We start from the raw sequence: 22,430 nt of genomic DNA on the forward strand, positions 1-22,430 counted from the left end.
CTCCGGAAATTGCTGGCTAATGGGCCGCAGTCTGCTTAATCCATCAGCAATTAGAAAGAAAAGTTCCAAGCACATCAAACAAATGGTGTTCTAAATGGTCGTTAGTGTGAAAATTACTTACACTAAAGGGCATTAATTTTAACTCAAGCCTTGAAAACTCTACTCTCAAGTACAATATCAAAGATACTAGATTTATCTCAGTATCCTTGGTTAGTAACTGAAGACTAGTTCATAGCTAGTAGAGACTGACGGCATTTAAAATAGATCGCGGACGATCTGAGAACGAAGAGATTCCAAGCACATGATTACTAAGCTGCTGACAAAGGTAATTGGCAGTCGCAATGACAGAACACTGCGCCGCCTTAGAAAAATTGTAAAAGAAATTAATAACTACGAACCAACGTTTGAAGCACTTTCTGATGAAGAGCTAAAAGCAAAAACGGTTGAGTTTCGTGAGCGCTTAGATAAAGGTGAATCGTTAGATCAACTTCTACCTGAAGCTTTCGCTACGGTACGTGAAGCGTCTAAGCGTGTTTACGGCATGCGTCACTTTGACGTGCAAATGATTGGTGGCATGGTTCTTAATGCTGGCCAAATTGCAGAGATGCGTACTGGTGAAGGTAAGACACTTACCGCAACCCTACCAGCTTATCTAAACGCGCTACCAAGCAAAGGTGTTCACGTAATAACGGTGAACGATTACCTAGCGAAGCGTGATGCGGAAACAAACCGTCCATTATTTGAATTCCTTGGCATGACGGTTGGCGTGAATGTGGCAAACATGGCTCCGCCAGAGAAAAAAGAAGCGTACCAAGCGGATATCCTATACGGAACAAACAACGAGTTTGGTTTTGATTACCTTCGTGACAACATGGCTTTCCGTGCTGAAGACCGAGTTCAACGTGAGCGCTTCTTTGCTGTAGTCGATGAGGTTGACTCAATCTTAATTGATGAAGCTCGTACTCCGTTAATTATCTCTGGCCCAGCTGAAGATAGTTCTGACCTTTATACGCGCATTAACACTCTAATTCCTTCTCTAGAGCGTCAAGATAAAGAAGATTCAGAAGAGTACCGTGGTGAAGGTCATTACACCATGGACGAAAAATCAAAACAGGTTCACCTGACTGAAAACGGTCAAGAATTTGTAGAAGAACTAATGGTCAAAAACGGCTTGATGGAAGAGGGTGACACACTTTACTCTCCAACCAATATCAGCCTATTGCACCATGTGAATGCTGCGCTTCGTGCACACGTATTGTTTGAGAAAAACGTCGACTACATCGTTACTGAAGAAGGCGAAGTGGTTATCGTTGATGAACATACTGGTCGTACTATGCCAGGTCGTCGTTGGTCTGAAGGTTTACACCAAGCTGTTGAAGCGAAAGAAGGTGTGAAGATTCAAAATGAAAACCAAACGCTAGCATCGATTACATTCCAGAACTTCTTCCGACTGTACGAAAAACTGTCTGGTATGACAGGTACTGCCGATACTGAAGCTTTCGAATTCCAGTCTATCTACGACCTAGAAACGGTGGTTATCCCAACCAACAAGCCTATGGTTCGTAACGATATGCCAGATGTGGTTTATCGTACTGAAGAAGACAAGTTCAATGCGATCATTGAAGACATTAAAGACCGTGTAGCTGCTGGTCAGCCATCGCTGGTTGGTACGGTTTCTATCGAGAAATCTGAACTACTGTCTAACGCACTGAAGAAAGCAAAAATTAAGCACAACGTTCTAAATGCTAAATTCCACGAAATGGAAGCTGAGATCGTTGCACAAGCTGGTATGCCGAGTGCGGTAACTATCGCAACTAACATGGCCGGTCGTGGTACCGATATCGTGTTAGGTGGTAGCTGGCAGGCACAGCTTGAGAAGATAGAGAATCCAACGAAAGAGCAGATCGATAAGATCAAAGCTGATTGGAGAATCATCCACGATAAAGTACTTGAGTCAGGTGGTTTGCACATCATTGGTACTGAGCGTCATGAATCTCGCCGTATCGATAACCAGCTACGTGGTCGTTCTGGTCGTCAAGGTGATGCGGGTTCTTCTCGTTTCTACCTATCAATGGAAGATTCTCTGCTACGTATCTTTACGTCAGATCGTATGGCTGGTCTTATCCAAAGTGGTATGGACGAAGGCGAAGCGATTGAATCTAAGATGCTGTCTCGCTCAATTGAAAAAGCACAACGTAAAGTGGAAGGTCGTAACTTCGACATCCGTAAACAGCTTCTTGAGTACGATGATGTAGCCAATGACCAACGTAAGGTTGTTTATGAGCTACGTGATGAACTGATGAGTTCAGATGACATCAGTGAAATGATCGAACACAACCGTGAAGATGTACTGGCGTCAGTTATTGATGAATACATCGCTCCTCAGTCTCTTGAAGACATGTGGGATATCGCGGGTCTGCAAGATCGTCTGAAGAATGATTTCGATCTAGACTTTGATATTCAAGGTTGGTTAGACGAAGACGACAAGCTTTATGAAGAAGCATTGCGTGAGCGCATTCTTGATATGGCGGTAGATTCGTACAAACAGAAAGAAGAAGTGGTTGGTGCTCAAGTGCTGCGTAACTTCGAGAAGTCTGTGATGCTACAAACGCTAGACGGTCTTTGGAAAGAGCACTTGGCTGCGATGGATCACCTTCGTCAAGGTATCCACTTACGTGGTTATGCTCAGAAGAACCCGAAACAAGAGTACAAGCGCGAGTCGTTTGAACTGTTTGAAGGCCTACTCGATGTACTGAAAACAGACGTTGTTACCATTCTTTCTAAAGTTCGCGTTCAGCAACAAGAAGAAGTTGAAAAGATGGAAGCTCAACGTCAAGCTCAAGCTGAAGAAGCGGCGCGTCGTGCACAAGCACAACATGCAACGGCTGAAAACCAGCTAGCTGACGATGAAGCTGAGGCGGCATCTCCACAAACGGTAGTACGCGATGAGCGTAAAGTGGGTCGTAACGAACCATGTCCATGTGGAAGTGGCAAGAAGTACAAACAGTGTCACGGTAAAATTGACTAAGTTTGGTGAATCGTTGCTGTAACGGATGATTGCAGTGTCGGAGGTACTCGCTTACTAACGTAAGCTCCGTGCTTCCTCCTTGCACTCACAACGTCACAGCTTAGCTTCACACAAACTTATTGATAAAAAGAGTCGCTTAGGCGGCTCTTTTTGTATGTAAATTTCATGGCTTACCTCTTGATGAGAGGCTAAGTCGTCATTTCCTATAGCGAGGAACGATCGCAATAGGGAGCCTCGTTTGATAGTTAGGCTTACGCTGTTGTATTAGCCCCCCGAACTCAGTCGTTCCTCTTTCTTGAGGGGATGTATTTAAGGGACTGCGTGAGCGAAGCGTTTTATTAAGGAACACCATAGTATGAAAAGAATCCATATCGTCGCGGGTATTATCTTCAACCAAGATAAGTCTCAAGTATTTATTACTAAGCGCCCAGATGATAAGCACAAAGGCGGTTTCTGGGAATTTCCTGGCGGTAAAGTAGAAGCAGGCGAAACCATTGAGCAGGCGATGGCTCGTGAACTTGATGAAGAGATTGGCATCAAGGTGACAGAGCAGTCTCTGTTTGAGCACCTTGAATTTGATTACACGGATAAGTCGCTTAAGTTTGATTTTATCCTTGTGACTGATTTCGAGCAACAGCCTTATGGTAAAGAAGGACAGCAAGGTGAATGGGTCGATCTTAAATCACTGAATCAATACGCGTTCCCTGAAGCGAATTTGCCCATTTTAGAGCGAGTGATAAAAGAGTTTTCGTAATTGCTAGCCTGAGTTTGAGATTGTTGTTAGTTTAAAGAGATTAATCGAATGAACGTTGCTGCGACAGATGAGCAGTGACGGTAACCAAAACAATGGAGATATTCGCAGTGGTAAGAATTGCAATTGCAGGAGCAGCTGGCCGTATGGGTCGTAACTTGGTGAAAGCCGCTCACCATAATTCAGAAGCAAGCGTTGGTGCTGGTTCAGAGCGTCCAGAGTCATCTTTGGTCGGTGTTGATGTCGGCGAGTTATGCGGTGAAGGTCGTTTTGATGTAGCTCTAGTTGATGACCTTTCGAAAGCGATTGAAGAGTTTGATGTGATCGTCGACTTTACCGCACCTGTGAGCACATTAGCGAATATTGAACTTTGTAAACGTCACGGAAAGAAGCTAATTATCGGTACGACAGGTTTCTCTGAAGAAGAGAAACAGGTGATTGATGCGGCGTCAAAAGAGATGCCTATCGTAATGGCTCCTAACTACAGCGTTGGTGTAAACCTAGTATTCAAGCTGCTAGAAAAAGCCGCTAAAGTGATGGGCGATTATTGTGATGTTGAGATCGTTGAGGCTCACCATCGCCATAAAGTCGATGCGCCGTCTGGCACTGCGATTGGTATGGGCGAAGCGATTGCTGGTGCGATGGGCAATGATCTAAACGATGTCGCTGTATGGTCACGTGAAGGTATTACTGGCGAGCGTACCAAAGATGAGATCGGCTTTGCGACGATTCGTGCCGGTGACATCATTGGCGAGCATACCGCAATGTTTGCTGATATTGGTGAGCGCGTTGAAATTACCCATAAAGCAACGGATAGAATGACCTTTGCTAATGGTGCGATAAAGGCCGCTGTTTGGCTAAATGATAAGCCAGCAGGCTTTTATACCATGACGGATGTGCTTGGTTTGAATGACCTATAAATAGATATTTATGCGCTGGCAATTGCCGGCGCTTTCTTTGTTTAGTCCCTTTTTCTTAGTAATCTCTCTTCTACGATTTTCCGTCTACTCTCTTTTTATCGCTGTTTTTCCTTTGTTTTAGTGTTGTTTATGTTGGCTTTAGTGTGCTTTCTGCTTTAGATCTTCAAATTGTCACGTTTTCTCTTTGTATTTATCGATTGCGTTTTGTTACTGATATTTTTACCACTCTATGGTTGGTCAAAATGAGGGGTGAAAATTAGAAAATCGTAATATTCGGGTTAAATGCGCATGAAAGTTGAACTTTTGAAGCTTTGGTGGGGTAAATTGAATTAGTCCTTACAAATGTTTAATTTCTTTCTCGTTAAATGTTGACACGTATCACGCAGATCACTAGAATATCGCCAATTTGTCTAATTTCCATAAACACGCAGTTTCTGGTGTTACAGGAAGGTAGATTTGCAAATTAAATCAATTTTAATGCATTTTTATTTCTGGAGGTTGTCTTGAAGAAGTCAGCACTACTCGTCCTAGAAGATGGGACAGTATTTCACGGTGAAGCCATTGGCGCTGTAGGTTCTGCAGTTGGTGAAGTCGTTTTTAATACCTCGATGACGGGGTACCAAGAAATCCTCACTGATCCTTCCTATTCTCAACAAATCGTTACCCTTACTTACCCTCACATTGGCAATACCGGAACCAATTCCGAAGATGAAGAATCTTCTTCAATCCACGCTCAAGGCCTTGTGATTCGCGATCTCCCTCTAATCGCTTCTAACTTCCGTAATGAACAATCCCTTTCTGATTACCTTAAGTCGCAAAACGTTGTTGGTATCGCTGATATCGATACTCGTAAGCTGACGCGTATTCTTCGTGAAAAAGGTGCTCAAAACGGTTGTATCGTAGCGGGCAACAATTTAGATGAAGCTTTGGCTCTAGCTAAAGCAAAAGAATTCCCTGGCCTGAAAGGTATGGACCTTGCGAAAGAAGTTACAACAAAAGAAGCGTATCAATGGAAACAAGGTTCGTGGACGCTTACGGGTGGACTTCCTGAAGCGAAAGCAGACTCTGAATTGCCATACCACGTTGTTGCTTATGACTTCGGTGCAAAACGAAATATCTTACGAATGCTTGTTGACCGCGGCTGCCGCCTAACGGTTGTTCCTGCTGAAACTTCAGCAGAAGAAGTACTCGCTCTGAACCCAGACGGTGTTTTCCTTTCAAATGGCCCTGGTGACCCAGAACCATGTACTTACGCAATTGAAGCAACAAAAGTGTTCCTAGAAAAAGGTTTGCCAATCTTTGGTATCTGTCTAGGTCACCAGATTCTTGCTCTTGCGTCAGGCGCTAAGACAGTGAAGATGAAGTTTGGTCACCACGGTGCAAACCACCCGGTTAAAGATTTAGATCGTGATGTTGTGATGATTACTTCACAAAACCACGGCTTTGCTGCTGACGAAGATACACTTCCAGAGACATTACGAGCGACTCACAAGTCTCTATTTGATGGCTCTCTACAAGGTATCCACCGTACAGACAAACCAGCATTTAGCTTCCAAGGTCACCCAGAAGCAAGCCCAGGTCCAGAAGATGCGGCACCGCTATTCGACCACTTCATTGAATTAATTAACCAGTCTGTTGCAAACAAACAAGACAAAGCGTAATCCGGAGTAGTAGATAATGCCAAAACGTACTGACATTAAAAGTGTTCTAATTCTAGGTGCTGGTCCGATTGTTATCGGTCAAGCATGTGAGTTTGATTACTCTGGTGCTCAAGCTTGTAAAGCACTTCGCGAAGAAGGTTACCGAGTTATTCTTGTAAACTCGAACCCAGCGACAATCATGACTGACCCAGACATGGCTGATGCGACTTACATCGAACCTATCCAATGGGAAGTGGTTCGTAACATCATCGCTAAAGAGAAGCCAGATGCAGTTCTACCGACAATGGGCGGCCAAACTGCACTTAACTGTGCGTTAGATTTAGAAAAATACGGCGTACTTGAAGAGTTCGGCGTAGAGATGATTGGCGCAACGGCTGACGCTATCGATAAAGCTGAAGACCGCTCTCGTTTTGATAAAGCAATGAAATCGATTGGTCTTGAGTGTCCAACGGCTGATACAGCGAAAACGATGGAAGAAGCTTACAAAGTTCAAGAAATGGTTGGTTTCCCTTGTATCATTCGTCCATCGTTTACGATGGGTGGTACAGGCGGTGGTATCGCTTACAACAAAGAAGAATTTGAAGAAATCTGTCGTCGTGGTTTGGACTTGTCTCCAACCAACGAACTTCTAATCGATGAGTCACTTATCGGTTGGAAAGAGTACGAGATGGAAGTGGTTCGCGACAAGAACGACAACTGCATCATCGTATGTGCGATTGAAAACTTTGACCCAATGGGTATTCACACTGGTGACTCGATCACAGTGGCTCCGGCTCAAACGCTAACAGACAAAGAATACCAACTAATGCGTAACGCTTCTCTAGCGGTACTGCGTGAGATTGGTGTTGAAACGGGTGGTTCAAACGTACAGTTTGGTATCAACCCGAAAGATGGCCGTATGGTTATCATCGAGATGAACCCACGTGTATCTCGTTCTTCTGCACTTGCTTCTAAAGCAACAGGTTTCCCAATCGCTAAGATTGCAGCGAAACTGGCTGTTGGCTTTACGCTAGACGAGCTAATGAATGACATCACTGGCGGCGCAACGCCAGCATCATTCGAACCAACAATCGACTACGTAGTAACTAAGATTCCTCGTTTTAACTTCGAGAAATTTGCAGGTGCTAACGACCGTCTAACGACGCAAATGAAGTCGGTTGGTGAAGTTATGGCTATCGGCCGTAACCAACAAGAATCTCTACAGAAAGCACTTCGCGGTCTAGAAGTTGGCGCAACTGGTTTTGACGAAATGGTCGACCTAGATGCACCTGACGCTCTAACGACGATTCGCCATGAGCTTAAAGAAGCTGGTTCTGACCGTATTTGGTACATCGCAGACGCTTTCCGTGCTGGTATGTCAGTTGATGGTGTATTCAACCTAACGCAAATTGACCGCTGGTTCCTAGTTCAAATCGAAGACATCGTAAAACTAGAGCAAGAACTTAAAGCGAAAGGCTTTGCTGGTCTGAATAAAGACGAGCTAATGAAGCTTAAGCGTAAAGGTTTTGCTGATGCTCGCCTGTCTAAGATTCTAGGTGTAGCAGAAAGTGAAATTCGTCGTCTACGTGACCAATACGATATTCACCCAGTCTACAAGCGTGTAGATACGTGTGCGGCTGAGTTCTCTTCTGATACGGCTTACATGTACTCATCTTACGATGATGAATGTGAATCGAACCCAACAGACAAAGAGAAAATCATGATCTTGGGCGGCGGTCCAAACCGTATCGGCCAAGGTATTGAATTCGATTACTGTTGTGTACATGCATCTTTAGCACTGCGTGAAGATGGCTACGAAACAATCATGGTTAACTGTAACCCTGAGACAGTTTCTACAGACTACGATACGTCTGACCGTCTGTACTTTGAACCAGTAACTCTGGAAGACGTACTAGCAATCGTTCGTGTTGAGAAGCCAAAAGGCGTTATCGTTCAGTACGGTGGTCAAACTCCACTGAAACTGGCTCGTGAGCTTGAAGCTGCTGGCGTACCAATCATTGGTACTAGCCCAGACGCAATCGACCGTGCAGAAGACCGTGAGCGTTTCCAAGTTGCTGTTGACCGTCTTGGTCTTCTACAACCAGAAAACGCGACAGTAACAACAATGGAGCAAGCGGTAGAGAAATCTCGCGAAATCGGCTTCCCATTGGTTGTTCGTCCTTCTTATGTTCTTGGTGGTCGTGCGATGGAAATCGTATACGACGAGCAAGACTTACGTCGCTACTTCAACGAAGCAGTAAGTGTTTCAAACGAATCTCCAGTACTACTTGATAGCTTCCTAGATGATGCAATTGAAGTAGACGTTGATGCGATTTGTGACGGTGAGCGCGTTGTTATTGCGGGTATCATGGAGCATATCGAACAAGCGGGTGTTCACTCAGGTGACTCAGCATGTTCTCTTCCTGCTTACACGCTAAGCCAAGAAATCCAAGACGTAATGCGTGAGCAAGTTGAAAAGCTAGCGTTCGAGTTGGGTGTTCGTGGTCTAATGAATACGCAGTTTGCTGTTAAGAACAACGAAGTGTACCTAATCGAGGTTAACCCTCGTGCAGCACGTACAGTACCGTTCGTATCGAAAGCAACAGGTGCAGCAGTCGCTAAGATTGCAGCTCGTGTTATGGCGGGTCAATCGCTAGAGTCTCAAGGCTTTACGAAAGAAATCATCCCACCATACTACTCAGTGAAAGAAGTTGTTCTTCCGTTCAACAAATTCCCTGGTGTTGACCCACTATTAGGCCCAGAAATGCGCTCTACTGGTGAAGTTATGGGTGTTGGTGCAACGTTTGCTGAAGCATACTCTAAAGCTGAATTGGGTTGTGGCAACATCTACCCAGAAGGTGGCCGTGCACTTCTTTCTGTTCGCGAAGGCGACAAAGAGCGCGTTGTTGACCTAGCATCTAAGCTATCTAAGCTTGGTTACCAGCTAGACGCAACACACGGTACTGCAGTTATCCTTGGCGAAGCGGGTATTAACCCACGTCTAGTAAACAAGGTACACGAAGGTCGTCCTCACATTCTTGACCGTATCAAGAACAATGAGTACACGTACATCGTGAACACTGCGGCTGGCCGTCAAGCGATTGAAGATTCTAAAGTTCTTCGTCGTGGCGCACTGGCTGAGAAAGTGAACTACACGACGACGCTAAACGCTGCATTCGCGACTTGTATGGCGCATACTGCAGACGCGAAAACGTCAGTAACTTCAGTTCAAGAGCTACACGCACAAGTTAAAGCTTCTCAAGCTTAATTGACTCACGTGTATCGCTGTTAAGCGGATATAAATGCTCAAAGCCCACTCTTCGGAGTGGGCTTTTTTATGTCTGTTATCTGGTGTCGGTTAAATGATGAAAATCTGGAATAGGTTACAATCTTGTGTTTCGTTGTTGATTGTTTGCTCACGATGGTAAGTTGTCGCTTCACGAGAATTTAAGGCGTTGGGTATATGGAAATCACTCTAGAAATATTGGCTATCTTGTTTGTTGTTGCAACGGCGGCAGGCTTTATTGATGCAATGGCTGGCGGCGGTGGGTTGTTGACTCTACCTGCATTGCTAGCGGCCGGAGTGCCACCAACGCAAGCACTGGCAACCAACAAACTTCAAAGCTCATTTGGTAGTTTTTCTGCCAGTTGGTATTTCGTTCGCAACGGTATCGTTAGTATTAAAGAGATGCGCCTCGCGATCTTTTGTACTTTTATTGGCTCTGCAATTGGCGCCGAGTTAGTCCAGCACATTGATGCGAGTTTACTGACTAGCGTGATACCGCTGCTGCTTATCGCTATCTCTCTCTATTTCCTGTTAGCACCCCAAACTAGAGCGCCTGAAGGAAAGCAGAAGATCTCTGAGGCGATGTTTGCTTTGTGTATTGGTGGCGGTGTTGGCTTCTACGATGGCTTTTTTGGCCCAGGAACAGGTTCAATTTTCACGGTATGTTTTGTCGCTATCGGCCACTTCTCTTTAGTGGATGCAACGGCACGCACCAAGATACTTAACTTCACATCGAATATAGCCGCATTGATCTTCTTTATTTTGGCTGGCTTGCCAATTTGGGAATTAGGATTAGTGATGGCTGTTGGTGGTTTTATGGGCGCTCAACTTGGCGCTAAAGTAGTGGTGACAAAAGGGCAGAAATGGATTCGCCCTCTTGTGATCGTGATGTCGATGTTAATGGCGTCTAAACTGCTTTGGGAACAGCATCAACAATGGATTCTATCAGTATTTTAACTCGCGGAGATTGATAGCTGTTCGGCCTTACACAGATATGAATAGGTCGAATTAATCCCTCTAACTCTGGAAAGCTAAACAGGTATTGAGGCTCAATATTGAGTGTCTTTACGATAGAGAGCGGGATCAAAGCGGGCCCCGTTCCTCCCAACGCTAGCTGGGCTGCTGCGGTGTAGGCATCCATCTCCATCAAGGGTTTGATGCCGAACTTTTCAAGCACAGATAACTGATACGAGTTTGCTGGATTGGTCATATCGTTAGTGATGACCCTTGGAGGAAGCTCCGTTAACGGCGACTTACTTACTATGTAAAACGGCTCATCAAACAGGTGGAATGTCATCAACCCATGATGCGGCGGCAGTAAACCAGCACACAACCCTAAGGTCGCCTTACCAGACTGCACTCGCTCGATAATTCTTGGTGTATGGTTAGTGGTGATGGTGATGTATTTATCTTGCTGGATAAATTTCCCCATCATTTCACCTAGATAACCTGCGATCAGCGACTTAGAGCTATCTAAAGTAATGAGAGTGGTATCTTCCAACTCTTGCTGTTCATAAATAAGCCCTCTAAGTTCATTGAATGCGGGGCCAATACTCTCGATGAGCGCGATCGCATCCGGCGTCAGTTTTATCTGTCGTCCACTCGGTTCTATGAGTTTCTTACCTAACTTCTTTTCTAAATTCGCAATCCGTTTGCTGACCGCTGATTGGCTGATATAAAGCAAACTGCCGGTGCGGCTCATGGTCTTTGCTTTGCTCAACACTAATAGAGTTTCGATTCCTTCGAGTAACATTGAGTGATATTCATGAAAGTTGGGAATGATTGAACCAAGTTACCTTAAACGCCATTCATTCTCTAGTCTGAGCTCATAGATATCAGACAAGCTAGGAGCTTTGAAGCTAGCTAGGTTCTTTTAACTAGACTCGCGATACGTTGGCCAAAGTAGAAAGCGGTTTTAAGATCATTGCTGTTAATATGATTATTGGTGCTATCAGCCGTCTGATCATCACTGGCGACCAAACCAATACTAGAACCGGTGCGATTCAAACCTAAGTCATCGATATGCTTTGAGATATCAAGCCCTGCCCAAATCATGCCATGCTGACAAGCAAGAGTGAAAAAGCTTAACAAAGTTTGTTGCTGCTCACCGTTCAGGCTACCACCAGTAGTGAAACCTGCAGCGAGCTTATTTCGCCATGCTTTCTTACAGTAGGTATCACTGCTCGCATCCATAAAGCTTTTAAACTGTGCGGCTGGTGAGCCCATGTAAGTAGGAGCACCAAATATAATCGCATCACAATTGTCTAATGCGTTGAGCTTGTCATCATTGTCATACCTTCCTTCGACTATTTCAGACGAGAGGACTTCAATGAGTAGTGCTGAGTCAGGTTGTTGAGTGTTAATACCTTCAGCGATTGTCTCAGCGACTTGCTTGGTCGCTCCATTCTTAGAGAAGAAAACAATGCCTACTTTATTGATACTCATCTTGAACTCCCTTTTACCAATGTTAGTAAATAAATTATTTTATAAAGTCATTTGTTTATTAATATAGCCTGTGAATTGGATAAGTAAACAAAAAAGATTACTAACCTAGTAATGAATGAGCTAACTAGAGTGTTAGGAAAGAAGGGGATCTTTGAAGGGAGAAATAGAGGGGATAAGTGATTTGAAAGCGAATTAAAAAAGGCTCCTTTGCGGAGCCCATTTCTATTTTGTAACGCTAGCCTATTTGATAGCGAAGGTTGGCAATGACAAGTGCCAGCGAATAGCGCCAAGCCTAATTAATAGTGTCGTAAACACACCGGCTAAAAAGGCAGTTTCTGAGTCGTGCCCCATGGTAATTGCCATGGTATGGAAAGCGCCGCCAATGATACAAGCAGTTGCGTAGACTTCACTTCTTAGGATCATTGGGACTTCACGAGCAAGTACGTCACGGATAATGCCGCCACCACAGCCTGTGATCACACCCATGATAATAGCAACCAATGCAGAATCTTGATAAATCAGTGCTTTCTCAACACCAATACCAACAAACACCGCTAATCCAATCGCATCACATACTGGCAGGATCCACCAAGCCAGACGCTTGGGACGCCTTACTATAATCATGGTCAGCAAACATGTGGTGATGATGACCCAAAGGTAGGTGGTATCGGTGATCCAAAACACGGGAGTTGCACCCAATGCCATGTCACGAATAGTACCGCCGCCAATCGCGGTTACACTGCCTAAAACAGCGACACCAAAGGGATCCATCTTAAGACGGCCAGCGACAAATACGCCTGAGACAGCAAAAATGGCAGTGCCAAATAAATCGATAATATAAAGCAGCATGGAGTCCATGATACTGGTGCTCTTATGGTTGAAATTGTAGGGACAGGTCGGTGGCGAATTGTACGAAAAAACGCAGCAAATAGTTAGTGATTTTGCCTAGCTCTATCGAAGAAATCGCATACTTGTTGGATCGCTTTCAAAGTTCTCGTCGTCGGGCGATTAATCCAGTCAGAGTTGAGTGACCAAATCTGATTTTGAGCAACTGCTGGGATCTCGTCCTCCCAAGTTTGCCACATGGTTCCATTCTCAATTGCATGCTGAGAAGTGAAGATCACTTGCGGTTTTCTTAATACAACTTGCTCAATACCAACTTGCGGATAAGGGGAGGCACTGTCTTCGAAAATATTGTGGCCGCCACAAAACTCAAATACCTCACTTGGCCAGTGCCCTTGAGCAACAGTGATGATCGGCTTCTCACTGAGCTGATAAAAGTAGTCTACGGGTTCGGCATCTTTATATTTTAGTCTCAATGCGTTGAGTTGTTCTTTGTATTGCTTGGCATTGTTTTCCCCAATACTCGGATCACTGGAGTATTGGCTGAGTTGTTCAATATTGGTCGCAATGCTGTCTAGGCTTTTGGTTTTCGAGTAGTAAATATTAAATCCAAATTGCTCTAGTTTCGCGAGCTCTCTTGGTGGATTCCCTGCAGGCCATGCGAGAATCAAATCAGGTTGCAGGGCGATGATCTTCTCAACCTTGATGCCTTGGTAATTAGCCACTTTCTCTAGCTTGTCAGCTTGTGGTGGATAATCACTTCGCTCACTCACCGCAATCAAGTTATCACCTAAACCAGCGCTGTAGGCTAGCTCTGTGGCGTGAGGAGCAAGGCTGATGACGCGCTCGGCAGTCGCGACTTCTGTTGCGAGGGAAGTCGGTGTCCATAAACAAAAGCTGAGACTTAACGTGAGAGCGGTACATCGTGTAATGAGTTGAGAGGGTTTCACTTTAAATCCCTTGGTGAATAATGAGTAAGGCTAGGCTTTGTAAGAATATCCAAATCGCGATGCGACCAAAAAGCAGCTTTTGAACCTGAGATAAGTGCAGCGCTGAAGGTGCGATTCTGCCGCCTAATTTTGCTCGAATGGCTTTGGTATTGTCGTAAATAGCAGGACCGCCCAGTGACAGCTCAAGCTTGTTGCCGACAGCGGTAATCAACCATGCTGGGCCGGGTAATGGCCAAGAGCGACTCTGAACGAGCATCATCTTGAACGTGTGAGACGCTTTATCACCACATACAATCATCAAGGCAAACAATCGCATTGGTATAAATTCTAGGATAGCGACGATCTTGATTGCCGTTGATCCAAATGGAGAGAACTGCTTACGGCTTGGTGACCACGCTCGCGCTAACTCGACAATCAGGCGATACATTAAAGCGGCGATTCCACCACCAATGGCGTACCAGAACAATACACAAATCACATTACGAGCGTAACCCATGATGATAGTTTCAGCAGCGGCTTTGCCAAGCCCAAGTGATGACAGTGATTCAGTTTGACGATTAACAATAGGTGCCAATAACTGGCGAGCCGTGGCTTTATCTTCTCGGCCAAGAGCTTTGATCAACTGATTAGCCAGCTTTTCATTGTTACGCCAATCAATAGCGAGTAACAACAGCGCTAATTCAAACAGTTGTGATTGCCAAACCAGTGGCTGCAGTGCCAATAGAATAACCAGAGCCGGCAAGACCATTAACCCCCAAGCTAAAGTGCCTGAGATTAAGCTTTGGGAATAATTTTTATTGTTATTAACCTTGGTTGCTAAAAGTTCAGCAAACTTATGCCATAAGGTCGTGGGATGTGCGGCATGGGGGATAGGTAAAATTAAATGAAAAAGCAGTGCTCCCCACATTACAAGGAGCACGCCATTTGCAAATACCTGATCAAACAGTGTTTGCATGTCTAGTCGCTTACTTTAGTAGGGCAACCATCTTGATAACCATCTCAGAAGAGCTTTGCGCTGCAAGTGGCAGGAACTCTTCGAAGCTCATTGGTGATTCTTTGTCTGCAACGTCAGAGATTGCACGAACAACCACGAATGGTATTTGGAATTGGTGACAAGCTTGAGCGATAGCCGATGCTTCCATCTCTACAGCAACCACAGATGGGAAGTGCTTACGGATGAACTCTTGGCGTTCTGCTGTACAAACAAATGCGTCGCCAGTACAGATAAGGCCACGAACGGCGTGCTTATCTTCCATTTGTGCTAGTGCTTGTTCTGCAACAGCCATCAGTTTGTCATCCGCTTTGAACGCTGCAGGTTGACCTGCCATTTGGCCAATTTCGTAACCGAAAGCTGTAACGTCAGCATCGTGGTGACGAACTTCAGTAGAGATAACCACATCGCCAAGGTTCAGTGTTGAATCAAAACCGCCAGCAGAACCAGTGTTTAATACTACATCTGGTTGGTATTCACTTAGCAGGATTGAAGTACCAACAGCGGCTGCTACTTTACCAATGCCTGATTGAAGCAAAACAACGTCAACACCATTTAGCTGACCAGAGAAAAAGGTACAACCGCCTTTATTAACTTCGGTAATGTCTGAAATTGCTGCTTTTAGGATCGCAACTTCTTGCTCCATTGCGCCAATGATGCCGATTTTCATGTGTAGTCTCTTAATAAAAATTATTTAAACAGTAGAGCGAAATTGTAGCATGGAAGAGAAGTGTCGAGCGACTGCCCAGAAGCACTTCTCATCCGAATACAGACGATTTATCTGTGTATTCTTTTATCTATTTGATTAGGCCTTCGCTTTTCAAGCTAGCACGAAGTTGATCCGCTCGTTTTCGGTTGACGCCAAAGTCAGAATGGCCAGTTCGAGACTCTGAACGCACAATCAGTTTCCCATCAGTGATTTTTAGCTCCAAGTCATCGACAAAGCGCATAATGCGAGATGTACATTCGATACGTAAATAATCTTCGGTTTTGTTAGCTGTTTTTGATCCCGGTAACGTGAGAGCGAGCTGCTCAATGGCATCTAAGTTTGCTGAGTCTGATAACTCAAACGCGGCCAATGTGTGCTGTTCACGGTCATCTTGAGTTGAAACGCAGTTGGGTTTGTCTCCACAAGGTGATGAAGTTCTGTCTTTCATGTCCGTGATTCCTTGGCTGCAAGCGGTTAGAGTTAAAAGAGATAGAGAAAGGAGAGCGGCTTTTTTCATAGTATTTCCTATGGCGTTGTTTTAGTTATAGTTCTAGGTATTGGCTACTTTGCGATTGTTTTACGTATTTTTCGTTATGCTTGTGATAAACGTATCGAAGTTAAAAAAGGATCCATGTATGGATCCTTTTAATAGTAACGAACTGAGTAATAAAGAAAACCTTATATTAATCACACTTCTAGGTAATCCAATATTCCTTCCGCGGCTTTGCGGCCTTCATCGATAGCCGTCACCACTAAGTCAGAGCCTCGAACCGCATCGCCACCAGCGAATATCTTGCTGTTGGTGGTTTGGTATTGAAACTCTTGTTTGCCGGGAGCTTTAATACGCCCCCATTGGTCGAGTTCTACACCGAAGGGTTCTAGCCATTCCATTGCATGAGGTTGGAAACCAAATGCCATGATCACGGCATCAGCCTCAAGAACATGCTCACTGCCTTCAACGGGTTCAGGACGACGGCGGCCAGCGTCATCAGGTTCACCCAAGGCTGTTTTCACCACTTTGACGCCAGTAACATGACCTGATGGATCGGTTTCTAATGCTAGTGGTTGAAGGTTGAACATGAACTTCACGCCTTCTTCTTTCGCATTCTTCACCTCACGACGAGAGCCTGGCATGTTGGCCTCATCACGACGATAAGCACAAACAACATTTGCAGCGTGTTGACGAATTGACGTTCTTACACAGTCCATTGCTGTATCACCACCACCAAGCACGACCACTTTTTTGCCTTTCATGTCGATGAACGGGGTTGGGTTATCCAGTTCCATGACCTTGTAGGTATTAGAAACAAGGAAGGGTAGGGCGTCGTAAACACCCGGAGCTTCTTCATTATCTAGCCCAGCTCGCATGTTTTTGTAGGTACCGACACCTAAGAAAACGGCATCATAGTCATCGACCAGTTGTTGCAGTTGAACGTCTTTACCGACTTCGGTATTCATTTTAAATTCGACACCCATGCCACTAAAGATACGGCGTCGGTTTTCCATGATGCCTTTCTCAAGTTTGAACGATGGGATACCAAACGTCAGTAGGCCACCGATCTCCGGATAGCGGTCAAATACCACTGCCTTTACGCCATTTCGAACTAAGATATCAGCTGCAGCAAGGCCTGCGGGGCCTGCACCAATGATAGCGACCTTCTTATCTGTCCATTCAACGTGAGACATGTCTGGTTTCCAGCCCATCTCAAACGCTTTGTCATTAATGTATTTTTCAATATTGCCGATGGTTACTGCGCCGAAATCGTCATTGAGGGTACAAGAGCCTTCACATAGACGATCTTGAGGACAAACTCTGCCGCAAACCTCAGGCAAGCTGTTGGTTTGGTGGGACAGTTCAGCGGCTTCGATAATACGCCCCTCATTGGCAAGTTTGAGCCATTGAGGGATGTAGTTATGGACTGGGCACTTCCATTCACAGTAGGGGTTACCACAGTCTAAACAGCGGTCGGCCTGTGCCTTAGCTTGTTGCTTCGTGAAAGGTTCGTAGATCTCTACAAACTCAATCTTACGTATCTTGATTGGCTTCTTCGCTGGGTCTACGCGATTCACATCAATAAATTGGTATACATTCTGGCTCATGATTGGCTCCTTCCAATTATTGCGCTTGAACACGAAGTTCAGCAGAGCTGCGGCTTTGGTGACCGAGCAAGGTGTTGAGATCCGCCGTCTTCGGCTTCACTAGGTAGAACTTTGGAATCCATTCATCAAAGTTCGCCAGAATAGCTTCAGCGTGTACTGAGCCAGTCTCTTCTAAGTGCTCCGCAATCAGGCCGCGTAGATGTTCTTGGTGGATAAATAGATCAGACAGAGAAAGTGCTTCGACCGACTCGTTGTTTACACGGCCTTGGAAGTCTTCATTCTTGTCCATCACATAAGCAAAGCCACCTGTCATGCCGGCGCCGAAGTTCACTCCGGTTGCGCCAAGAATGGCAACAATACCACCGGTCATGTATTCACAGGCATTGTCACCTGCACCTTCAATCACGGCAACGGTGCCTGAGTTACGCACGCCAAATCGTTCGCCAGCAGTACCTGCTGCAAATAACTTGCCTCCGGTTGCACCATACAAACATGTGTTACCGATGATGGTCGCTTCGTTACAAACAAATGCAGTGCCTTGGTGAGGTTTGATAACCACCTTACCGCCCGCCATGCCTTTGCCTACATAGTCATTGGCATCACCCGTTAGATACAGCTCTACGCCGCCGGCGTTCCAAACTGCAAAAGATTGGCCGGCTGTGCCATCGAGGTACAGCTTAATCGGTGAGCCTGCCATACCTTGGTTACCGTAACGTTTGGCAATTTCGCCAGAGATACGAGCGCCAATCGAGCGATCGGTGTTGATTACGTTGTAGTAAAGGCTGGTGGATTGACGTTTTTCAATTGCGTCGAGTGCGTCATCAAGAATCTGTTGGTTGAGCTGAGCTTTATCAAATGGCGCGTTTGGCTCTGTCCAAAATAGTGGGTGACCTTCTGGAGATACCGGAGCTTCGAGTATTGAAGAGAGATCGAGTTTACTCTGTTTCGCAGTAAGGCCTTGAACGGCTTCAAGCAAATCAGTTCGACCAATCAGGTCTGTCAGTTTTTCTACGCCAAGCTCCGCAAGGTATTGGCGAACTTCATCAGCTAAGCCAATAAAGTAGTTCACCACCATGTCTGGTAGGCCTTTGAAGTATTCGCGGCGTAGGGTTTCATCTTGAGTCGCCACACCTGTCGCACAGTTATTTAGGTGACAGATTCGTAAGAATTTACAACCCATTGCGACCATTGGTGCGGTACCAAAGCCAAAGCTTTCAGCACCTAAAATCGCACCTTTAATCACATCGAGACCAGTTTTCAGACCACCGTCGACTTGTAGGCGGATCTTGTGACGAAGCCCGTTAGCAACCAGTGCTTGTTGGGTTTCTGCTAGCCCAAGCTCCCAAGGACAACCTGCGTATTTCACTGAAGTCAGCGGGCTTGCCGCGGTACCACCGTCGTAACCGGAGATCGTAATCAAGTCGGCATAAGCTTTCGCTACACCTGTTGCAATGGTACCTACACCCGGTTCAGATACTAACTTCACTGAAACCAAGGCTTTAGGGTTAACTTGCTTAAGGTCGAAAATCAGCTGCGCCAGATCTTCGATAGAATAAATATCGTGATGTGGAGGGGGAGAGATCAGAGTCACGCCTTGAACTGAGTATCTCAGCTTAGCTATTTCTGCCGTGACTTTATGGCCCGGTAGTTGACCGCCTTCTCCTGGTTTCGCACCTTGTGCGACTTTGATTTGTAGAACATCCGCATTGGATAAGTAATGTGGCGTCACACCAAAACGACCAGAAGCTATCTGTTTGATGCGCGAGTTGCGATCAGTACCGAAGCGTCGTGGATCTTCACCGCCTTCACCAGAGTTGGAGTAACCACCCAAGCGGTTCATTGCCATGGCCAGCGCTTCATGAGCTTCTGGGCTAAGGGCGCCAATCGACATGGCTGCCGAGTCGAAGCGTTTAAAGAGATCACTGCTCGGTTCGACTTTTTCTAATGGTAGGGGATGACCGGATTTTTTGAGGCTCATTAAGTCGCGCAGCATAGCAGCTGGGCGAGCATTCACTTGCTTAGCAAAGGATAGGTAATCCGATGTTTCACCTGTTTTAACGGCAGTTTGTAGCGTGCCAACAACGTCTGGGTTATAGGCATGATATTCGCCGCCATGGACGTATTTAAGTAAACCGCCATGCTCAATTGGTTTACGTTTGGTCCATGCCTTGCGAGATAAATTATAGATATCTTGTTGGAAGTCGCTAAAGCTAGCACCTTGGATACGAGTCGTTACACCACGGAAACACAAATCAACGACATCGGTATGCAAACCGACCGCCTCAAATAACTGCGAGCAGCGATACGAAGCAATTGTCGAGATACCCATCTTCGACATGATCTTATAGAGGCCTTTGTTGATGCCGTTTTGGTAATTTTGTAATGCAGTGCGATAGTCTTTATCTAATGAACCATCGTCCAACATTTTGCCCAGAGCTTCATAAGCGAGATACGGGTAAACTGCGGTTGCACCGAAGCCTAGCAGTACGGCAAATTGGTGTGGGTCGCGCGCAGTTGCTGTTTCAACCACGATGTTAGCATCACAACGTAGGTTGGTGTCTGCGAGTCGAGTTTGTACTGCACCGACCGCCATCGCTGCTGGTATTGGGAGTTTCCCTTTTTCTAAACCTTTGTCCGATAGTACGATCATAACGGCGCCTTCACGAACTTCTTGCTCTGCACTATCACACAAGGCTTTTATCGCTTGTTCGAGATCTTGATGACTCGGGTCATAGTGCATGCTGAGCATGACGTGACGATAATGCTTTTGACTCAATTGAAGAAGCTGCTGCATATCTGAGTAAAGCAGAACGGGAGAATCAAATGCCACGCGGTAGGCGTGGCCGTCTGTCTCACAGAATACGTTCATTTCTTGACCAATACTGGTCGCCAAAGACATAACGTGTTTTTCACGAAGTGGATCAATCGGTGGGTTGGTTACCTGAGCAAACTTTTGGCGGAAATAATCGGTGATTAGGCGCTCTTTAGAAGACAGTACCGCCATTGGCGTATCATCGCCCATGGAGCCGACTGCTTCTTGTCCCATATCACCAAGTACACGCAACACTTGGTCTGACTCTTCGTTGCTCATTGCAAATTGTTTTTGATACGTTTTTAGAGTGTCGTCATCAAAGCTGCGCTTACCGACTTGGTCATCTGGTAATTCGGAAAACGGTGTTAATTTGTGAACGTTCTTATCCATCCACTCTTTATATGGGTGGCGGCTTTTAAGATCATTGTCGATCTCGTTCGATTGCCATAGCTTGCCGCGGCGCGTATCAATAACGAGTAATTCACCAGGGCCGACACGTCCTTTCTCTGCCACTTCGTCTGGCGCATAATTCCAGATACCGACTTCGGATGCCAAGGTGATCAAGTTGTCTTTGGTAATCACATAACGCGCAGGGCGTAAGCCGTTTCTGTCTAGGTTACACGCAGCGTAACGACCGTCAGAAAGGACGATACCTGCAGGGCCATCCCACGGTTCCATGTGCTTGGAGTTGAAGTCGTAGAATGCACGCAGATCGGGATCCATGTCTGGGTGGTTTTGCCAAGCGGGCGGCACGAGCATACGCATCGCTCGGAATACATCCATACCCCCGGCAAGGAACAGGTCGAGCATGTTATCTAGGCTTGATGAATCTGAGCCTGTCTCATTCACAAAGGGTGCGGCCGTTTGTAAATCTGGCAGCAGCGGTGAAGAGAATTTATAGGCACGAGCTTTAGCCCACTGACGGTTACCTTCGATGGTATTGATCTCACCATTGTGCGCCAAATAGCGGAATGGCTGAGCCAGTGGCCAACGCGGCTGAGTATTGGTTGAGAAGCGCTGGTGGAACAGGCATATCGCCGATTCCATACGTAAGTCAGCAAGATCGAGGTAAAATCGCGGAAGATCGGCCGGCATACACAAACCTTTGTAAACCATGACTTGTGTCGAAAGGCTACAAATATAGAAATCTTTGTCTTCGGTGATCTGCTTTTCAATTCGACGACGAGCGATATAAAGGCGCCGTTCAATATCGCGCTCACGCCAACCCGCAGGAGCTGAGATAAACACTTGCTGAATATTGGGAACGGAATCTTTTGCGATTGGACCTAATACGTCTGTGTTGGTCGGTACGACACGCCAACCTGCAACAGTTAACGTTTCTTGCGCGAGCTCTTTATTGACGATGTCTTGTGCGGATTGCGCTTTGATTGGATCTTGGCTGAAGAAAATCATGCCGACAGCGTATTGCTTGCCGAGCTTGAAATTATTCTCTTCTGCAATAATTCTGAGGTAAGAGTCTGGCTTCTGTAGCAACAAGCCACAGCCATCTCCTGTTTTACCATCCGCGGCGATACCACCACGGTGTGTCATGCGATCGAGGGCTGAAATAGCAGTTCGTACCAACTTATGACTCGGTTGGCCTTCCATTTGCGCTATTAAACCAAATCCACAGTTGTCTTTTTCAAGACTAGGATCATATAGAGCCATTGCAATTCTCCCTTTTGCTTCTCTGTCATCCAGACAGTAAATGACTAACTATTCATATACTTGTTATTTTTTATAAGCTTATAGTTTGTCTTTAGCTAGTTAAAACGTTATTGGTTGTGTTAACAAAACCGATTGGTTTTATTTTCACCAGCTTTACAACGTATAGCTAATTGTGTTTAAGGTCAAGTTCATGGTTAATTATCATGCGTAAACGCGATTAACCACGTAATAATCTAAAATAGTAGAATGATATCAAAGGGATATAAAAGGTGGATGTTAATGGAATT

General features: G+C 45.5%; 15 protein-coding genes. 6 read left to right on the top strand and 9 right to left on the bottom strand.

Translation table 11 applies throughout. The features are described from left to right. Nucleotides 1-301: 301 nt before the first annotated feature. From secA to BCU75_RS02550, 6 genes are all read left to right on the top strand, one after another. Nucleotides 302-3,028 carry a preprotein translocase subunit SecA gene (gene secA, locus BCU75_RS02525; protein ID WP_102472849.1) on the top strand — a complete coding sequence of 909 codons (2,727 nt, stop codon included), beginning with the start codon at nt 302-304 and terminating at the stop codon, nt 3,026-3,028. A gap of 355 nt (nt 3,029-3,383) precedes the next feature. Further along, nucleotides 3,384-3,782 (top strand): 8-oxo-dGTP diphosphatase MutT, encoded by a 399-nt coding sequence (gene mutT, locus BCU75_RS02530; RefSeq protein WP_102472850.1) that lies wholly within the window; start codon nt 3,384-3,386, stop codon nt 3,780-3,782. 92 nt (nt 3,783-3,874) lie between these two features. Then, nucleotides 3,875-4,699 carry a 4-hydroxy-tetrahydrodipicolinate reductase gene (gene dapB / locus BCU75_RS02535; RefSeq protein ID WP_198593386.1) on the top strand — a complete coding sequence of 275 codons (825 nt, stop codon included), beginning with the start codon at nt 3,875-3,877 and terminating at the stop codon, nt 4,697-4,699. A 503-nt stretch (nt 4,700-5,202) separates the two neighbouring features. Further along, a complete protein-coding gene (gene carA / locus BCU75_RS02540; protein ID WP_017072829.1) occupies nt 5,203-6,360 on the top strand; it encodes a glutamine-hydrolyzing carbamoyl-phosphate synthase small subunit in 1,158 nt (385 codons plus the stop codon). A 16-nt stretch (nt 6,361-6,376) separates the two neighbouring features. Further along, entirely contained in the window at nt 6,377-9,607 is a 3,231-nt protein-coding gene (gene carB / locus BCU75_RS02545) for a carbamoyl-phosphate synthase large subunit (protein WP_004734974.1), read from the top strand. 195 nt (nt 9,608-9,802) lie between these two features. Then, nucleotides 9,803-10,582, top strand: coding sequence for a TSUP family transporter (locus BCU75_RS02550; RefSeq protein ID WP_102472851.1), 780 nt, complete (start codon nt 9,803-9,805; stop codon nt 10,580-10,582). Here BCU75_RS02550 and BCU75_RS02555 read toward each other — a convergent pair. From BCU75_RS02555 to gltB, 9 genes are all read right to left on the bottom strand, one after another. Further along, the gene (locus BCU75_RS02555) at nt 10,533-11,378 is read right to left on the bottom strand and encodes a LysR family transcriptional regulator (protein WP_076670697.1); all 846 of its coding nucleotides are present in this window, start codon (nt 11,376-11,378) and stop codon (nt 10,533-10,535) included. The two genes, BCU75_RS02550 and BCU75_RS02555, sit on opposite strands and share 50 nt — an antisense overlap. A 110-nt stretch (nt 11,379-11,488) precedes the next feature. After that, the gene (locus BCU75_RS02560) at nt 11,489-12,070 is read right to left on the bottom strand and encodes a flavodoxin family protein (RefSeq protein WP_102465626.1); all 582 of its coding nucleotides are present in this window, start codon (nt 12,068-12,070) and stop codon (nt 11,489-11,491) included. A 240-nt stretch (nt 12,071-12,310) separates the two neighbouring features. After that, nucleotides 12,311-12,928: a TRIC cation channel family protein gene (locus BCU75_RS02565; protein ID WP_017100513.1), complete on the bottom strand. Its 618-nt coding sequence runs from the start codon at nt 12,926-12,928 to the stop codon at nt 12,311-12,313. Nucleotides 12,929-13,002: 74 nt separating this feature from the next. Continuing rightward, nucleotides 13,003-13,863 carry a vitamin B12 ABC transporter substrate-binding protein BtuF gene (gene btuF, locus BCU75_RS02570; protein ID WP_065105613.1) on the bottom strand — a complete coding sequence of 287 codons (861 nt, stop codon included), beginning with the start codon at nt 13,861-13,863 and terminating at the stop codon, nt 13,003-13,005. A gap of 1 nt (nt 13,864) precedes the next feature. Further along, nucleotides 13,865-14,818: a cobalamin biosynthesis family protein gene (locus tag BCU75_RS02575; protein WP_102472852.1), complete on the bottom strand. Its 954-nt coding sequence runs from the start codon at nt 14,816-14,818 to the stop codon at nt 13,865-13,867. A 10-nt stretch (nt 14,819-14,828) separates the two neighbouring features. Then, on the bottom strand, nt 14,829-15,524 hold the full coding sequence (gene mtnN / locus BCU75_RS02580; RefSeq protein WP_102296579.1) for a 5'-methylthioadenosine/S-adenosylhomocysteine nucleosidase: 696 nt from the start codon (nt 15,522-15,524) through the stop codon (nt 14,829-14,831). Nucleotides 15,525-15,651: 127 nt separating this feature from the next. Further along, the gene (locus BCU75_RS02585) at nt 15,652-16,080 is read right to left on the bottom strand and encodes a DUF1499 domain-containing protein (RefSeq protein WP_102465634.1); all 429 of its coding nucleotides are present in this window, start codon (nt 16,078-16,080) and stop codon (nt 15,652-15,654) included. Nucleotides 16,081-16,250: 170 nt separating this feature from the next. Continuing rightward, on the bottom strand, nt 16,251-17,663 hold the full coding sequence (locus BCU75_RS02590; protein ID WP_102472853.1) for an FAD-dependent oxidoreductase: 1,413 nt from the start codon (nt 17,661-17,663) through the stop codon (nt 16,251-16,253). Nucleotides 17,664-17,679: 16 nt separating this feature from the next. Further along, nucleotides 17,680-22,143 carry a glutamate synthase large subunit gene (gene gltB / locus BCU75_RS02595; RefSeq protein ID WP_102472854.1) on the bottom strand — a complete coding sequence of 1,488 codons (4,464 nt, stop codon included), beginning with the start codon at nt 22,141-22,143 and terminating at the stop codon, nt 17,680-17,682. Nucleotides 22,144-22,430 lie beyond the last annotated feature (287 nt).

Source organism: Vibrio splendidus, from assembly GCF_002873455.1.
Taxonomy (GTDB): Bacteria; Pseudomonadota; Gammaproteobacteria; order Enterobacterales; family Vibrionaceae; genus Vibrio; species Vibrio splendidus_J.

Excerpts from the sequence above, each read along its gene's own strand:
- secA (WP_102472849.1), top strand. The coding sequence starts at position 302 with ATGATTACTAAGCTGCTGACAAAGGTAATTGGCAGTCGCAATGACAGA.
- mutT (WP_102472850.1), top strand. The coding sequence starts at position 3,384 with ATGAAAAGAATCCATATCGTCGCGGGTATTATCTTCAACCAAGATAAG.
- dapB (WP_198593386.1), top strand. The coding sequence starts at position 3,875 with ATGGAGATATTCGCAGTGGTAAGAATTGCAATTGCAGGAGCAGCTGGC.
- carB (WP_004734974.1), top strand. The coding sequence starts at position 6,377 with ATGCCAAAACGTACTGACATTAAAAGTGTTCTAATTCTAGGTGCTGGT.
- BCU75_RS02550 (WP_102472851.1), top strand. The coding sequence starts at position 9,803 with ATGGAAATCACTCTAGAAATATTGGCTATCTTGTTTGTTGTTGCAACG.
- BCU75_RS02555 (WP_076670697.1), bottom strand. The coding sequence starts at position 11,378 with ATGTTACTCGAAGGAATCGAAACTCTATTAGTGTTGAGCAAAGCAAAG.
- BCU75_RS02560 (WP_102465626.1), bottom strand. The coding sequence starts at position 12,070 with ATGAGTATCAATAAAGTAGGCATTGTTTTCTTCTCTAAGAATGGAGCG.
- BCU75_RS02565 (WP_017100513.1), bottom strand. The coding sequence starts at position 12,928 with ATGGACTCCATGCTGCTTTATATTATCGATTTATTTGGCACTGCCATT.
- BCU75_RS02575 (WP_102472852.1), bottom strand. The coding sequence starts at position 14,818 with ATGCAAACACTGTTTGATCAGGTATTTGCAAATGGCGTGCTCCTTGTA.
- mtnN (WP_102296579.1), bottom strand. The coding sequence starts at position 15,524 with ATGAAAATCGGCATCATTGGCGCAATGGAGCAAGAAGTTGCGATCCTA.
- BCU75_RS02585 (WP_102465634.1), bottom strand. The coding sequence starts at position 16,080 with ATGAAAAAAGCCGCTCTCCTTTCTCTATCTCTTTTAACTCTAACCGCT.
- BCU75_RS02590 (WP_102472853.1), bottom strand. The coding sequence starts at position 17,663 with ATGAGCCAGAATGTATACCAATTTATTGATGTGAATCGCGTAGACCCA.
- gltB (WP_102472854.1), bottom strand. The coding sequence starts at position 22,143 with ATGGCTCTATATGATCCTAGTCTTGAAAAAGACAACTGTGGATTTGGT.